This window comes from Bosea vaviloviae (assembly GCF_001741865.1).
In the GTDB taxonomy this organism is placed as follows: Bacteria; Pseudomonadota; Alphaproteobacteria; order Rhizobiales; family Beijerinckiaceae; genus Allobosea; species Allobosea vaviloviae.
In genome coordinates this window covers 3,192,461-3,207,254 of sequence record NZ_CP017147.1, presented here as the reverse complement: position 1 = coordinate 3,207,254, position 14,794 = coordinate 3,192,461, and the positions used below count along the sequence as shown (strand labels likewise).

The window sequence follows — 14,794 nt, the reverse complement described above, 5'->3', positions numbered from 1 at the left end:
AATGTCTGATCCAATTGGATCGTGCAAATGCTCCAGATCATTGTTTTGACGCGTTGCTTCATGCGAACCGGTGCCCACTTCGCTTGAAAACATGGCCTTGGAGCATGCGTCTCGCTGGCGCCATCTGCAGACATTGCAGCACTGTAGGAAAGCAGACGTTGGCAAACACGGGGTGGCGTCGGCGCACCGACGATCCCATATCCGCTGAAGCCCACCGCAAACATCCGGACATCCCATGACGTCCATTGCTGTCCGTTCCGCATCCCGCGACGAGGAGAGCGCCGTTTCGGCGGTCATCGTCCTCGCCTTCGCGACCGATCCGATGACGCGCTGGTCATTGGGAGAGGCCCAGACCTATCTCGCGGTGATGCCCGACCTAATCCGCGCGTTTGGCGCTGCCGCCTACGATAGCGATAGCGCCTACGTGAGCGACGATTTCGGCGCCGCAGCGCTGTGGCTGCCACCCGGCGTAGAGCCCGACATCGAGACGCTCGGACGCCTCATCCGGAAGAACGCCGATCCAGCTATCTTGCCCGATGTCGACGCGATATTCGAAGCGATGGAGCGCTACCATCCAAAGGTCCCACACTGGTATCTGCCGCTGATCGGCGCCGACCCAGCGCGGCAGGGTCAGGGAATCGGCAGCGCGCTCATGCGTCATGCGCTCGCACGCTGCGACCGCGAGGGAGCCGCAGCCTATCTGGAATCGTCGAATCCGCGGAACATCCCGCTCTATCAGCGACACGGGTTCGAAATTCTTGGAACCATCCAGACCGGATCGTCGCCGGTCCTGACGCCGATGCTGCGCCCGCCGCAGCCTGCCGCAAGCTGATCGGATCAGGCTTTTGGAAGTCAATCTCGTGGCGGTGATCGTGCTGCTGGGGAGTTACGTGCCGGCGCTAACTCGCCGCGCCAGCTTCGGCCCCGCCGCCTTGCCCTCGCCCAGGCTGGCTAGAAGCTGACGTTCCCGATGTCGGCTTGGGGCCATGAGCGGCAGCTAGGCGCCCCTGGGAAAGCGGAGATTTGCGTCTCGGCTGTCGCAGCGGCGAGCGGCGCAATCCGGCCGTGGCCGGCTTCGTCACCGAACTTCAATCCGTGGTGGCAGCGATGAACACCCAGGCCGCTCCTGCGCCAAGCTGAGGCTTACGCGAAGCAGGTGAACACGCTGCCTGCTGTCGTCTCGATTGCGCCAGGAGCGGAAGTTGGCCTTCTGCCTAGCAACGAACGTTCGGCTTTGCGCTAACGGCGAGCCGCTGTAGCCAGTCGACGACAGGTGGCCGTGGTAGAAAGTCCAGGATCAACCTTTGAAATCTGGTCCAATGCATCCGTGAGATCGTGAGGAATAACGGCGCCTTCTGAATTGCCGACTGTGAGATCAAGCAGTTTCAGGAGAGCCCGCGCCTTCGCTTCGTCATTGATGACCGCGAGCTTCTTTGCTTTGCCCTCATCGCCATAGAGGCCATAGTCGACCATCGACCAGCACTCGAACGGAACAAGAAAGCGGGCGATTGCGTCCACGGCTTCGGCAAATGCCTCGCCTGCGGTCGCCGGAAGGTCAGCAAGCGCACTGCTGACCCCGGGCGTCGCCAGTGATCGCTCCTGCGGCCAAACCTCACGAAGGAACGGCGCTGCTGCCGCTCGGAAGAGAGCCGCTGCAGATGCTGGTTCTTCTTGCTCTTCGCCATCCTCTGGTGCGTTGGTTGCAGCCTTCGCGGAGAATTCACGAACGAATTGCTGGATCGCATTCGCCGCTGATGCGCGTACTTCATCATCTAGCGTTCGCAGCATCTGTTGAATACGTTGGTTCGGCACCGCAGGCGCACGGCCCTCGCGGAATGCATGAAGGGATTCGACTACTAGACTGAAAACAAGCCGACGACGCGTGTCCCGGCCCAGTCGCGGATCATTGGCGCGTTCGGCCATCGCCGCGCCTATACTTCCCAAAACTTTAGTGAAGTGCGTGCGCCTTGCAACGGCTCGCCAGAGCGCCAACGCGGCGCCGTCATCCTTGAGCAACGGCGCGATGAGATGTTCCTTTGCCCAATCGGGATCAGCGCGAAGAAAATAGGGCAACGCCTCGATCAACCGGTGTTTGGCGATCAGCCCGCTGCGTCCTTCCGCAGCAATTACGATGTCGCGCATCTGCCTTTCCATCGAACCTGCGTGAAAAGCTTGCGCTTCGGGCGACAGGCTCGGGCATGCAGCGAAAAACACGCCGACAAGCTTCCCGGCCGGGGTGTTTAGTGCTTCGCTCGCTATTTGGTCGAGTTCATCACGTTCATCGTTGCGAAAGACACTCAGGTCTTCATCTTCGGTTCTTTCGGGCCTCAGGTTCGTGACTTCTACAGCGATTGGCCAGAGACGAAGCCAGATCGGCAAGGCGAGCGGTAGCTTGACGGCGTGCTTCTTCCAGGCATCCAGCCAGGCGCAAATACCCTCAATCGCATTCGAAAACGATGCGTCGGAGAGCTGAGACAGCAGGCCAAGAACGCTGCCAGCCTCTTCGCCCAGATCCCCATCCTGCGCTGCTTGCCTATCCTGCTGGCGTGGCCTGTGCGCCCAGCCAAAGCGGTTCCAGACCTTCGGGAAGTCGTCGCCACCGTTGTTGGTGGTCTCGAAGTCAGCAAGCACCTTGTCGGCATTGCCCTGCTGGTTGATCCACTCGTTGGCGCGTTCGGCGGGGTCATCATCCCAGCCGCGACGCCCAGTTCCCAAAGCGGCGTCGAGCGCCCTCAGCCGTTCGACGCCTGAAAGGGTGTCGAATTTCGTATCCGGCTTCGCTTCACGACGAGTGACGGTGACCTCTTCGGAGAAACCTTCATCGATCGTCATCTCCGCAAGTTCAGCGAATTGCGCCGACTGCGCATCAAGCCAAGCCTTGGCTCCATCCGGCAGGGCACCGCCGCCGACTTCGATGCGCCGTAGTTCCCGAAAGGACCAATACAGTCGCGCATTCTTTACATCCGCAGGATCAATCTTCTTCGGCCAATGATCCCGTGGAGGGCCTTTCTGAATCCGAGCTACGATGAATTTTTGCGCTCCTGCGTTAATATCGCCGAACCGGACGGCTCGAAGCTCAGTGATCTCCGGGAAGCCGTCCACATCCCAAAACCGATCCTGATCGAGCGCTACGAGGAAGGCCGACACCTCATCAGCGGACGTAATCTGTTCGTTCCGAGACATCGCAGCCCACAAGCGAAGATGCACCGGCGAGCTATTCAGCCTCCAGCGCCGAGCAAAACTCCGTGCATCTGCGAGATCAAGCTCCGAAATTCTAGCGACGACGGCATGTAGCAGTTTCACTGATGGCGCGATGCCATGATGATATACGTCTGGGTCACCATCCTCGCGCGCTCTTGGAGCATCAGCCACGTAGTACGCGCGTCGTAGGTCGCCAAGTTGCCACAGGCGCCTTTGTCCATCCCAGCCCAGCCTGCGAGCAATATCGAGGCCGTGATTGACAGCGGCTTCCAACGCATTAGCCAGCGATGTCAGAAAAGCGATATCATTGAGGTTTGCCAGTTCGAGCACGTTCAGATCAATCAGACCTCCGCTCGTCAGGCCGGCGGACAGGATATGCTCGACAGCCTTCGGCTTGCGCGGCCTCTTAGTGTAGTTCCATCGCCACGCGCCAATTGGCTCGACTTTGAGGCGCGGCGCAACTAGATCAACAATGGCGGCAACCGCCGAACCGGACCGATCGCCCGCCCGTAGTCGCTCCTGAATGCCGTAAATGGCAGTTCCGTTGCGGCCTTCGGATTGAGGCGCTGACCAGCTTTCTTCGATGAGCCGCCAAGCCGAGGCCCACGGTTCTGCAAGATCGCGCGCACCCGGGCCGGTCAATAATTCCTCAACCGCGATACGCTCGATCCTCTGCCCGGGCTTGAGCTTCAGCGCCCAATCGATCGTTCCTTGCTCAGCAACGCGCTTATTCAGAAAGGCGATTACCGTCCGAAACGTCTCGCGGTCTTGCGGGTCAAAATAAGCCCAGGGCCGGATCATGGCATCCGTCGCCGCGCGGGTTCAGCGCAAATCTTTACGACCGCATCAAGCCACTCGATCTCAGCCCTCGCGTCCGAAATCAGCGCCGACAAACGCACCCGTTCACTTGCGTTGCTTCTTCGAAAGAAATGGTCGAAGAGGTCGCGGTCGGATTCCTTGGCCACAGACCACGATGTTTTTACAATTCTTCGCAGTTCGGCATCGACAATTTCTTTCTTCCCATTGATCGCGGACAAAGCTGCCCATCGTTCCAGGGTTGCCCTCAACGCGTCGTGGCCGTTTGCTGAGTCGTAGTGGATCGGTGTGATGCCGCGCCCATTCCAGTCTGCAAGTGCGACTGCGTCCGGCGAGTTTGAGCCGAAAAAAGTGAAACGCTCTTTCAAATCGTCAAAACGCTTGCCGTCCGCTGCGACCGCATTGAGCAGATAACGCATAGGCGGATCATTGGCGCTATAGCCGACCAGCACCAGATGATACAGGCGCGCAGCATCGTAGATGAAATCGGGAACAACGCGGCGGCGCAAATAGAACTCGCCGAAATCCTGATCCGATAGAACAAGCTCCGCAGTTCTCGCCGGGCTCTTGTCGAGCACGCCATGGATATGAAGCACACCCGAGAACTCCGAATGCCGCGATGGCCTTGGGATCGAGCCGAGAGAGTAAGTCTCAACGGGCGACCGAAGGCGTTGGGCAGCAACTTGAAGCAGCCGATCAAAGTTTGTTGTCACGATGGTTTTCGCGCCGCCGCGTTCGGCAAGGGCTATGAGCGCCTTGTGGATCGCGGTTGGGCTTGCCGCATCTGAACGCAGGATGGTCGAAACCCTCCGCCTAACCTGGCTATCGCCACGTGTTTGATCGTCGAGTCGGCGTTCAAGCATGCCGAGGACAACATCATAGTCGCCGACGATGAACCGCTTCACTTCGGCAGTCTGCCGATCGGTCAAACCCCCGCAGTTGGTCTGCCACTGGTTGCAAGCTCCCGATGGCAGTCCTGCCAATACGCTGTGCGTAGACGCATCAAGTGTTGCGTAAACGTCCAGGACAAGTTGACGAAAGTCGGGAAGCCCAGCAGGACGCGATATACCTGCGCCACAAATGAACAGCACTTCGCCGCGTGCATGAGCTAGCAGGAGCCGCTCGGGGAGAGCGGCAATCCCTGGACCCATCTGTACGACTCTATCCTCAATTGCGACGTCGTCGTCCAAAGCTCTTCGCATTCGTAGGCTCATTAAACCACGTGTCGCTGTAGTGTGCGGCTGCCATCTTGGAGAGCGGTGCGCTCTTCCGCTCTCGGCCCAATGTACGTCATTTGAGCCAATGTCGTCATTTGAGCCAGTGTCATTAGCGTCCAGGACGCGGACGCTACCTAAGCTCGCTTTGGCTACCTTCGGCTGCTTGACCGCCAGCCCCAGCGGGCTGCCCAGAAGCAGGCGTTCCAAACGTCAGAAACGGGCCATGAGCGGCAGCTAGGCGCCCCTGAGAAAGCGGAGATTTCAGCTGTCGCAGCGGCGAGCGGCGCAATCCGGCCGTGGCCGCTTCGTCACCGAACTTCAATCCGTGGTGGCGGCGATGCCCCCTCCCCCAGGCTGCTCCTGCGCCAAGCTGAGGCTTACACGGCGCAGGTGAGCGAACGACTTGCCGCTCTCGTCGCGCTTGCGCTGCTCGAAAACGCTCTAACGGAGCTTGGCGATCCCGATGCCATCGAGTTTGGCACGGTCCTTGATGGATTCCTCGCTGCGGGTCATCGCTTTCGAAATTGCCTTCAGTGCCATGCCCTTCCTGGCGAGCAACTTCAGCTTCTCGAGTTCCTCATAGGTCCAGGGCTGGCGATGCCGTTCAAATCGCTCGGTCATGATCTGCTCCCGCTCCGCCGGGACATCTCCGGCATTCGCGCCATCCATACTAGAGCTTTTTCGCGTGAAGTGGACACCGGATCGCGGCGGGAAAACGCGTTAAAACAAAGATCTAGAGCAATTGAGCGATCCAGTCGGGTTGGACATTGCTCTAGCGATGGCGGCGAATTTGCTCGTAGCTGTCCGCGCCGTCTTTACGGGTGCGACCGCGCCAGATTCGCGCGCTGGTCGGCTTCGTCGCCATGATGCCCTCCTTCTGGTCAATCTCAGCGCGTGGGCGATCAGCGCAGCGTCCGCTCCAGGAAATTGCGGACGAGCGGCAGGGCTTGCTCAAAATGCGTTTCCAGCAGCCAGTGGCCGGCATCGTCGATGAGATGCAGTTCGGCGTCTGGCAGGTCGCGGTGATAGGCGCGGGCTGACTCGGCCGGCATGTAGCCATCCTCCGGCCCCCACACGATCAGCGTCGGCGGCTGATGCTCGCGCAGATAGGATTGGTAGCGCGGAAACCATTCAAGGTTCTGTTCGAGCTTTTCCATCAGCCCGATCGACACAGCCTTTCGCACAGGGCTGTCCATCAACGGCCAGTGTAGCTTCCAGAGGTCGGGCGGAACCCGGCTCGCGACCTCTTTCGAGACCTCGCCGACAAACTCCTTGCGGAACCCCTCCTCGCTGACCGCCTGTTCGAGCGGGCGGTGCTTCTCGTCAGATTTGTCAGCCCACCAAGCCTTGATCGTCTCGTATTTCGGGCCAAGAACGTCTTCGTAGATGTCGCCGTTCTGGATGATGAGCGCGGCGATCCTGTCAGGATGCGCGGCGGCGTGCCGGAGACCGATCTGCGATCCGTAATCGTGGAGCCAGACGCCATAGCGTTCCAGGCCGAGCGCATCCGTCACATCTGCGAGCACGTCGGCAAAGGCGTCGAAATCATATCCGAACCCGGCCGGGTCCGGCGTCTCGCTATAGCCGAAGCCTGGCCAATCGAAGGCGATGGTGCGCCAGCGATCGGCCAGAGCCGGCATCAGGCGCCGAAACTGAAAGGATGAGCACGGATAGCCGTGCAGCAGAAGCACGGCCGGAGCATCCTCCGGGCCAGCTTCGCGAATAAACAGGTTGTGACCGCCGATCTCTGCGTATCGATGAACGATCGCGTGCTGTTGCATGACAACGACCTCTCGGACTGATTCCGTCTAAACCAGCACAGACGGTGCCTGTTCCGAAAATTCGCTCCCCTAAAGGCTGAACGTGGCTCATCGCCAGGGAGCAGGCACTCGTCATCGCGAGAGCAGAACCAGATCGGAACGCAGATGGGCCGGATCTGACAAATCGGCTTCGATGGCCGCGTGGAGCTGCTTCCAGATTGGCACGGCTTCGGTCAGCACAGCCCTGCCGGCCGGTGTCAGAGACAGGAGGCGGACCCGCCGGTCCGCCCCGTCATGGCTGGTCTCGACGAGTTCGCGGCGCTCCAGCGGCTTGAGGTTCGCGGTCAGCGTCGTCCGGTCCATCGCCAGCAAGGAGGCGACACTGCCAAGGCTTGGCGGCTTGGGACGGTTCAGCGACATCAGGAGCGAGAATTGGCCGCTGCTGATGCCGACAGGCTTCAGCGCCAGATCGAAGCGTCGCGCGAGCGCGCGGGCTGCCCGTTGTGCATGGAGGCACAGGCAGGCATCGCGCACCAGAAGCGTCGTTTCAAAGGAGGGTTCGGTTTCAGCGCACATCAGACCGGTTGACATCGGGGCACTATATAGGTTGATATCAACTAAATAAAGCGAGCATCGATCGATGCCCGTGCCGATCGGCATCGGGGTCGGAGAGGGATTTGGATCGAACCAGGCCCCGGATCGAACAGGGGCTTGGATCAAACAGGGAGAAGACCATGAAGATCGTGACCAGCTTGAGCTTTCAGGGGCAATGCCGCGAGGCGTTCGAGTTCTACGCGGCGGTTCTCGGCGGCAAGATCACCGCCGCAATTTCTTATGGCGACGCGCCTCCCGGCATGCCGATCACCGACGAGAAGTATAAGAGCTGGCTGATGCATTGCTGGCTGGAGGTCGGTGATCAGGCCCTGATGGGCGCCGATATGGATGCCGCCTGGGCGCCCAACATCGAGAAACCGAAGAACGGCTTCGACGTCACCCTGCACAGCACGGACAAGGCGCAAGGCCAGCGCCGGTTCGAGCAGCTGTCGGCGGGCGGCAAGGCGGTCATGCCTTTCGGCGAGACCTTCTGGTCGCCGGGCTTCGGCTCGCTGGTCGACAAGTTCGGCATCCCCTGGATGGTCAACACCATTCCGTCCGCCGATTGGAAGCCGCAGGGCTGACGCCTGCGACAGGCGCGGCGCGATGCCAGGGCTGGCGCATGCCGCCAGGACCGACCCGTTATCCGTAGTCAGGAGATCAGGATGGACCGTCCTTATCGATGGGTGATCGTTGCCGCCGGTGGATTGCTCGGCTGCGCCGCGGTCGGGGCCATGTTCTCGCTGCCCGTCTTCCTGCGGCCGATGGCGCAGGACACAGGCTGGTCGGTTACCGGCATTTCCACCGCCATGACGATCGGCTTTCTCGCCATGGCAGCCGCCAGCATGGTCTGGGGCGGCCTCTCCGACAGGTTCGGGCCGCGCCCCGTGGTCCTGACCGGATCGATCGTGCTCGCAGTGAGCCTTGCCCTCGCCAGCCGGGCAGATTCGCTGATCGAATTCCAATTGCTGTTCGGCCTGCTGGTCGGGGCGGCGACAGCGGCCGTCTTTGCGCCGATGATGGCCTGCGTCACCGGCTGGTTCGATACGCAGCGCGGCCTGGCGGTCTCGCTGGTTTCCGCGGGCATGGGCATGGCCCCGATGACCATGGCCCCGCTCGCGGCCTGGCTGGTCACGGTCCACCACTGGCGTGGCGCCATGCTGATCATGGCCGGCATCGCGGCTGCGCTGATGATCCCGGCTGCGCTGCTGGTGCGCCGGCCGCCGGTGCAGGACGATGAGCCGGCCCAGACCTCCACCGACGCGGCCGAGCCTGGCATGACGGTCGGCCAAGCGGTGCGCTCGCCGCAATTCATCACCCTGATGCTGGCGAATTTCTTCTGCTGCGCCACGCATTCCGGGCCGATCTTCCATACCGTGGCCTATGCCGTGACCTGCGGCATCCCCATGGTCGCGGCCGTCTCGATCTATAGCGTCGAAGGCTTGGCCGGCATGTTCGGCCGCATCGGCTTCGGCCTCGCGGGGGACCGGCTCGGGGCGCAGCGCGTCCTTGTCGCCGGGCTGCTGGCCCAGGCCTTCGGCGTGCTCGCCTATGCCTTCGCAGGCCAACTCGGCAGCTTCTATGCGGTGGCCGTTCTGGTCGGCTTCATCTACGCCGGCACGATGCCGCTCTACGCCGTGATCATCCGCGAGAATTTCCCGCAGAGGATGATGGGCACGATCATCGGTGGAACCGCGATGGCCGGCAGCCTCGGCATGTCGACGGGGCCTGTGCTCGGCGGCTTGATCTACGACAATTTCGGGAGCTATGCGCCGCTATACGTCGCGTCCTGGGGCCTGGGTCTGGCGGCAACGCTGGTGCTGGCCACCTTCAGGCCGTTCCCGGCAAAATCGCCGCTGCAACTCGCCACGGCGTGAAGGAGTTGCCCGGACAAGACGGCGCCTGGGTGGAGACATGCGCCTGGCTAGCGAGAGCATTTTCAAGCGAAGTGGACACCGGTTCGCGCCAGGAAAATGCGACAAAACAAGGAGATAGACATTTCCGCGCTTCGGAGAAACGCGGAAATGCTCTGACTTAAGAAGACGGCTGATGGGGATATAGGGCCGGAATTCGGCTTCACAGCGAAAGGACGCGTCATGGCAAAGAACACGATCTGTCTCTGGTTCGATAAGGACGCTGAGGCTGCGGCCCGCTTCTACGCGGCGACCTTTCCCAATAGCGCGGTGGGCGCCGTCCACCGCGCACCCAGCGACTACCCCTCCGGCAAGGCGGGCGACGTGCTGACGGTCGAATTCACGGTTGCCGGCGTCGCTTGCGTCGGCCTCAATGGCGGTCCCGCGTTCAAGCCTGACGAAGCCTTCTCGTTCCAGATCGCCACCGACGATCAGGAGGAGACCGACCGCTACTGGAATGCCATCGTCGGCAATGGCGGCCAGGAGAGCGCCTGCAGCTGGTGCAAGGACAAGTGGGGGATTTCCTGGCAAATCACGCCGCGCGTCCTGATCGACGCCCTGGCGGCTGGCGGCGACGAGGCCAAGCGCGCCTTCGATGCCATGATGACCATGGGGAAAATCGACGTCGCCGCGATCGAGGCGGCGCGGCGCGGTTGAGGCTCGTCGCGTCTGGCGGCCACATTGCTGCCGGAGCATGCCCACCTTCCACCTATGTCGGTGGCTTGCTTTGGCGGCGGCCCATCGTTCCGGCTCGGCGCCAGGAGCGGATATTGGGACATGACCCGGGACCGGACAGTCAGGATGGCTTCAGCCTCGATAGCGCGCGGCCGGTTTGGAGTTGCTGAAGCCTGACGCCAGAACGCCACGCGCCTGCTCAAAGGCCTCCCATGCCGCGGCGTCGGGCACCGGCGGGATCGTGACCAGTTCCCGACGATCGAAGCCGACCAGAGCCGCGTCGACGAGGTCCTCGACCTCCATGACGTCGGGAACCTTGCTGATGTCGCCACCGGCCCGTTCGTAAATTTCCGTGCGTGTAGCCGCGGGCAGCACAGCCTGCACATAGACGCCCTTCGACGCCATTTCGGCGGCCAGCCCCTGCGAAAGCGTCATCAGATAGGATTTTGTCGCTGGGTAGATGCCCCTTGCGTATTCCGGAATCAGAGCCAGCACCGATGCGATATTGATGATCGCACCATTGCCCCGTTCGACCATGCCGTCGATGACGGCAGAGGTGAGCAAGGTCGGCACGAGGACGTTCAGCCGCAGCAGCTTGTACATCTCCGCAGGATCGGCCGTCGCGAAATCGCCGATCAGGCCGGCGCCGGCGTTGTTGACGAGAATATCGATCGGCGGGTCGGAACGAAGGCGCTGGAGGACCGGTTCGAGTTGCGGACCCTCGATCAGGTCGGCCGTGATCACCTCGATCGCGACGCCATGTGCTTTGCGCAATTCGGCCGCGAGGGCGTTGAGCCTGTCGGCAGTGCGAGCGACGATGACAAGGTCGTGGCCGCGTGCGGCCAGGCGGCGTGCATAGACTGCGCCGATGCCGCTCGAAGCGCCAGTAATGAGTGCTGTCGTCATGGATGTTCTCTTGGATGTTCTCTTGGGTCGCGTGTTGCGAAAAGGGGCCGAATGGGAGGTCAGCCGCGCGCTTTCAGATGAAGCATCGGATGATGCTCGTAGTGACCGGCGCCATTCCTGACGATGGGGTCTTGCGAGGTGATCGCCTCGATCTCCAGATCGTCAGTGATCTGGTAGAGCGACACCCCGTAACCACCATTCGGGTCCATCACGGGGCCGTGCGCGACGATCTGGCCCTTTTCGAGCAGGGCATCCAGGAAGGCCCCGTGCTGCTTCATCCAGTCTTTCTCATCGGCGGTCATCGTCGCCAGAAAGTCCGCGCGGGGCGGAATATACTTGCAGAGGTAGTATTTCATGCTTTCGCTCCTCAGCTAATGGGACATGCCGGTTTGCTTGACTGTGCCGCGATGTGAGGGATCAATCGATCACGCCCATCTGCTTGCGGAAGCTCTTCTCGAAGATCTTCTCGGGGATGAAGCGCCGCATGAGGCGCAGACGGCCCGCCATTGTCCCGGGTGTGTACCGAAGGCTCGGCTCCTTGTCGGTGGCGGCCAGCACCACTTTCTCCGCCACGGCTTCCACCGGGTCACCATTCGCGATGCCGTTGCGCCATGTCGCATTCGCTGCCGCGCGTCCTTTGTCGTAGACGCTCAGGATTTGGTCGGGCTTGTCCCCGTTGTCTTCCAGCGCGGTGCGGGTGAAGGCGGGCTCGACCAGGGACACACGAATTCCGAGCGTACGAAGCTCGTGATCGAGCGACTCGGAATAGCCTTCGACGGCGTGTTTGGTGGCGTTGTAGAGCGCCGTATAGGGACCTGGCAGGAAACCGGCGACCGAACTGATGTTGATGATCCGGCCCTTGCCCTGCTTGCGCATGATGGGCAGCACCTCCTTGGTCGTGCGGAGGATGCCGTAGACATTGATGTCGAACAGATTCTGGGCCTGGCCGATCGATGATTCCTCGGCGGCGCCGATCAGGCTGCGGCCGGCATTGTTGACGAGCACGTCGATCCGGCCTGCAAGCCCGATGACCTCCTTGACCAAGAGCTTGACCGACTCGTCGTCGGTGACGTCGCAGCGCAGCATATGAATGCCCTGGCGCACCTCATTGGGCGCGGCCTGGCGGCTGGTGCCGAACACCCGGTAGCCCGCGCGGATGAGCGCGACCCCGGCCGCAAGCCCGATGCCCCCCGAAGCGCCTGTGATCAGCGCGACCTTTTCACCCGCCATGCGCGATTGACCCTGTGCCATCCCAAATTCCCTCTTCAACGAAAGATAATGATTACGCTCGTAATCATTGCCAGTTATGATTATGATCATAATCATTGTCAAGGACCAGCGTTTGGGGCGGACACCGAGACCTGGCGAAAAGAGGCACCCCGGTCTGATATGTGATCAGCACCATTGATGAGGAATGCGGTCGTGAAGGTAAGCAAGGAAACGGTCGAGCAGAATCGCGAGCGCGTGATCGACACCGCCGCAAAGCTCTTCCGCGAACGCGGAATCGACGGGATCGGCCTTGCCGACCTGATGAAAGCGGCCGGGCTCACCCACGGAGCTTTCTATCGGCAGTTCAAGTCGAAGGACGACCTCGTCGTTCAGGCGGTCAAGCGGGCCTATGACGATATGAGCGCGGATCTGGCGCGCCGTATTGCCGCCAGCGATGATCCGCTGCAGACGCTCGTGCGCCACTACGTCTCCGACGATCACCGGGATGATCCGGGGCACGGGTGCAGCCTTGCGGCGCTGGCTGGCGATGCGGCACGACATGACGACCCGGCGCTGCGGGCGTTCTTCGGCAATATCGTCAGCAATTATATCGCGCTTCTCACCAGGCTCGTGCCAGGAGGCGACCCGGTCGCCAAGCGCAGTACAGCGATCGCCGTTCTTGCCGAGATGATCGGATCGGTCGTGCTCTCCCGCGCCGTGCCGGATCCGACGCTGTCCGGCGAGATCATCGACACGGTCTCGAACGATCTCGTGAAGCGACACTCGACACCGATTTCTGCATGAACGGTGACGTCGAACCGCTCGAAACCGCGCCCAGGCGCGCCCCCTCGCGCCAGGTGCGGACTTTTGGCTCAGAGCGGATTTGGGCTCAGGGCGGACTTGGGTTCGGAGCGGACTTGGGCTCGGAGCGGACTTGGGCTCGGAGCGGGCTTGGGCTCGGAGCGGGCTTGGGCTCATCGCCCGAAAGGCCCCCCGCGCGGGAGCCGCGCCACCTCGCCAGCGGTCACAACCGCCGGCCCTTCCCGTTCAGAGCTTCGATCGTAGCCGATCGGCGACGCGGCTGGCGATCTCGGCAGGCGCCTCGTCGGGGATCGGGAACACCGAACTGACGTTGATCTCGCCAAGCACGTAAGCATCGGCACCGTCGTCCCCGGGCGGACCGAGCATGAAGTCCGCGTCCCAGATCATCGGCAGGTCGCACTGCTGGATGCCCAGCAAAGTGGTGAGCTGTGGCGTCCACTCGTCTTCCATCAAGCGGCGCAGACGCTGAAAGCGCGGCTCGGCATTGGATGTGTAGAGCCGCGGCCCGGCCTGCGCGCGCGCCGCTGGCGCCGCCACCAAGGCCTTGACCTTCTGATGCCCGAAGCCGCGCTCGCCTGCCATATAACAACGCACCACGCCTTCGCTCAGACGCGCCTGGAAAAGCTGATCGATCACACAGCCGTCGTCGAAATACGCGACGCAGCGTTCCAGAAACGCATCCAGCGCCAGCTCCTCCGGCACATCCTTGGTGGCGTCCAGCACGCGCGCCATCGGCCGATCGACTCGACTGGCCAGCATCTCGACCTTCCACACGCCTTGGCCGCCATTGCCGCGATTGCGCTTGATCACGCGCGGCCCAGCGGCAAGCCGCCCCGGAAATTCGGCGCGCATCGCCTCGGCGGTTCGATAAAGCGCCGTGTCGCCACCCCAGCTCATCATCCTGGTTCGATGGAGGACCTCCTTGACGCCCATCGTGAGGATGACATCGGGATGAGCGCTCACCCAGACGCCACGCGCTGCGACCTCGCGCAGCAGCCCGTCGAGGTTTGAGCGGTTTCGCCCCTCATGGATCGGATTGACCCAGACGAGCACGCCATCGAACCTGGCGAGCTCTGCCCGAACGGCATCCAGGCATTCGTCCTCGTAGATGACGGGTTCTGCCTTGACGCCGACATCGGCGAGCGCCGCGAATACGGCCTTGAACCGGCTGGTCGCCAGCGTGGCGCTGCGGCGTTCCGCTTCATCACCCCGCCACAGAATGGCGACGCGGCCAAGGTGAGTTCTGGATTCGGACATGAAAAACGGCTCCCATTCAATCGTGCTCCGGCCGCGCGCGAACGCGCCGACCGCGAGCAGGACTTGGACGGGGAACCGTCTTGAGGCGCCGGGAGCCTGCGACGCCCCGACGCTCGATAGATAGATCCGACACGCCGCGCGATCAAGCTTCAGCGTCAGATGGAAACAGACGAGCTGAAGGTCTTTGCCGCAAATCCAAGGGGCTGCCTGGAAACCTCCCGAGCCCTCATCCTGAGAGCCTGGTCGGGAATGAATCGAGCGATATCGAGGGTCTCCGATCGTTTGCCATCACCCGCGCCGTCATTCCGGACAAGCCGCGTCAGCGGCGCAGATCCGGAATCCATCGGAGGCCACCGAACTCTACGATGGATTCCGGATCTCCGCTTCGCTGCGTCCGGAATGACGGCGCGTAGATGATCAAGGC

General features: G+C 62.0%; 14 protein-coding genes. 5 read left to right on the top strand and 9 right to left on the bottom strand.

What is annotated here, in order from left to right; all coding sequences use genetic code 11:
- The first annotated feature begins 235 nt into the window (after positions 1 to 235).
- Positions 236 to 832 (top strand): GNAT family N-acetyltransferase, encoded by a 597-nt coding sequence (locus tag BHK69_RS14765; RefSeq protein ID WP_069690761.1) that lies wholly within the window; start codon positions 236 to 238, stop codon positions 830 to 832.
- 407 nt (positions 833 to 1,239) lie between these two features.
- On the opposite strand, the gene BHK69_RS14760 is transcribed toward BHK69_RS14765, so the two are convergent.
- The 5 genes from BHK69_RS14760 to BHK69_RS14740 form a co-directional block, all read right to left on the bottom strand.
- Positions 1,240 to 4,002 carry a hypothetical protein gene (locus BHK69_RS14760; protein WP_069690760.1) on the bottom strand — a complete coding sequence of 921 codons (2,763 nt, stop codon included), beginning with the start codon at positions 4,000 to 4,002 and terminating at the stop codon, positions 1,240 to 1,242.
- Positions 3,999 to 5,207 (bottom strand): SIR2 family protein, encoded by a 1,209-nt coding sequence (locus tag BHK69_RS14755; RefSeq protein WP_158516215.1) that lies wholly within the window; start codon positions 5,205 to 5,207, stop codon positions 3,999 to 4,001. Before BHK69_RS14755 ends, BHK69_RS14760 begins: the two co-directional genes overlap by 4 nt.
- Before the next feature lie 468 nt (positions 5,208 to 5,675).
- Positions 5,676 to 5,903: an SANT/Myb-like DNA-binding domain-containing protein gene (locus tag BHK69_RS14750; RefSeq protein ID WP_244548199.1), complete on the bottom strand. Its 228-nt coding sequence runs from the start codon at positions 5,901 to 5,903 to the stop codon at positions 5,676 to 5,678.
- Positions 5,904 to 6,136: 233 nt separating this feature from the next.
- The gene (locus BHK69_RS14745) at positions 6,137 to 7,015 is read right to left on the bottom strand and encodes an alpha/beta fold hydrolase (RefSeq protein WP_069690758.1); all 879 of its coding nucleotides are present in this window, start codon (positions 7,013 to 7,015) and stop codon (positions 6,137 to 6,139) included.
- Positions 7,016 to 7,126: 111 nt separating this feature from the next.
- Complete coding sequence (locus BHK69_RS14740; RefSeq protein WP_069693669.1) at positions 7,127 to 7,570, bottom strand: MarR family winged helix-turn-helix transcriptional regulator; 444 nt, start codon at positions 7,568 to 7,570, stop codon at positions 7,127 to 7,129.
- Between the two features lie 158 nt (positions 7,571 to 7,728).
- Between BHK69_RS14740 and BHK69_RS14735 the strand changes: the two genes are divergently transcribed.
- The 3 genes from BHK69_RS14735 to BHK69_RS14725 all read left to right on the top strand — a co-directional run bounded on the left by BHK69_RS14735 (position 7,729) and on the right by BHK69_RS14725 (position 10,158).
- Complete coding sequence (locus tag BHK69_RS14735; RefSeq protein WP_069690757.1) at positions 7,729 to 8,172, top strand: VOC family protein; 444 nt, start codon at positions 7,729 to 7,731, stop codon at positions 8,170 to 8,172.
- Positions 8,173 to 8,253: 81 nt separating this feature from the next.
- Entirely contained in the window at positions 8,254 to 9,465 is a 1,212-nt protein-coding gene (locus tag BHK69_RS14730) for an MFS transporter (RefSeq protein WP_069690756.1), read from the top strand.
- 219 nt (positions 9,466 to 9,684) lie between these two features.
- The gene (locus BHK69_RS14725) at positions 9,685 to 10,158 is read left to right on the top strand and encodes a VOC family protein (RefSeq protein WP_069690755.1); all 474 of its coding nucleotides are present in this window, start codon (positions 9,685 to 9,687) and stop codon (positions 10,156 to 10,158) included.
- A 150-nt stretch (positions 10,159 to 10,308) separates the two neighbouring features.
- Here the strand turns inward: BHK69_RS14725 and BHK69_RS14720 are convergent, their stop codons facing one another.
- The 3 genes from BHK69_RS14720 to BHK69_RS14710 all read right to left on the bottom strand — a co-directional run bounded on the left by BHK69_RS14720 (position 10,309) and on the right by BHK69_RS14710 (position 12,312).
- Complete coding sequence (locus tag BHK69_RS14720; RefSeq protein ID WP_069690754.1) at positions 10,309 to 11,082, bottom strand: SDR family NAD(P)-dependent oxidoreductase; 774 nt, start codon at positions 11,080 to 11,082, stop codon at positions 10,309 to 10,311.
- Positions 11,083 to 11,141: 59 nt separating this feature from the next.
- Positions 11,142 to 11,438: a YciI family protein gene (locus BHK69_RS14715; RefSeq protein ID WP_069690753.1), complete on the bottom strand. Its 297-nt coding sequence runs from the start codon at positions 11,436 to 11,438 to the stop codon at positions 11,142 to 11,144.
- Between the two features lie 61 nt (positions 11,439 to 11,499).
- A complete protein-coding gene (locus BHK69_RS14710) occupies positions 11,500 to 12,312 on the bottom strand; it encodes an oxidoreductase (protein WP_069690752.1) in 813 nt (270 codons plus the stop codon).
- 234 nt (positions 12,313 to 12,546) lie between these two features.
- Here BHK69_RS14710 and BHK69_RS14705 point away from each other — a divergent pair, with 234 nt between their 5' ends.
- Positions 12,547 to 13,095 carry a TetR/AcrR family transcriptional regulator gene (locus BHK69_RS14705; RefSeq protein ID WP_158516214.1) on the top strand — a complete coding sequence of 183 codons (549 nt, stop codon included), beginning with the start codon at positions 12,547 to 12,549 and terminating at the stop codon, positions 13,093 to 13,095.
- A gap of 243 nt (positions 13,096 to 13,338) precedes the next feature.
- On the opposite strand, the gene BHK69_RS14700 is transcribed toward BHK69_RS14705, so the two are convergent.
- Entirely contained in the window at positions 13,339 to 14,370 is a 1,032-nt protein-coding gene (locus BHK69_RS14700) for a Cj0069 family protein (RefSeq protein ID WP_069690751.1), read from the bottom strand.
- Between the last annotated feature and the right edge of the window lie 424 nt (positions 14,371 to 14,794).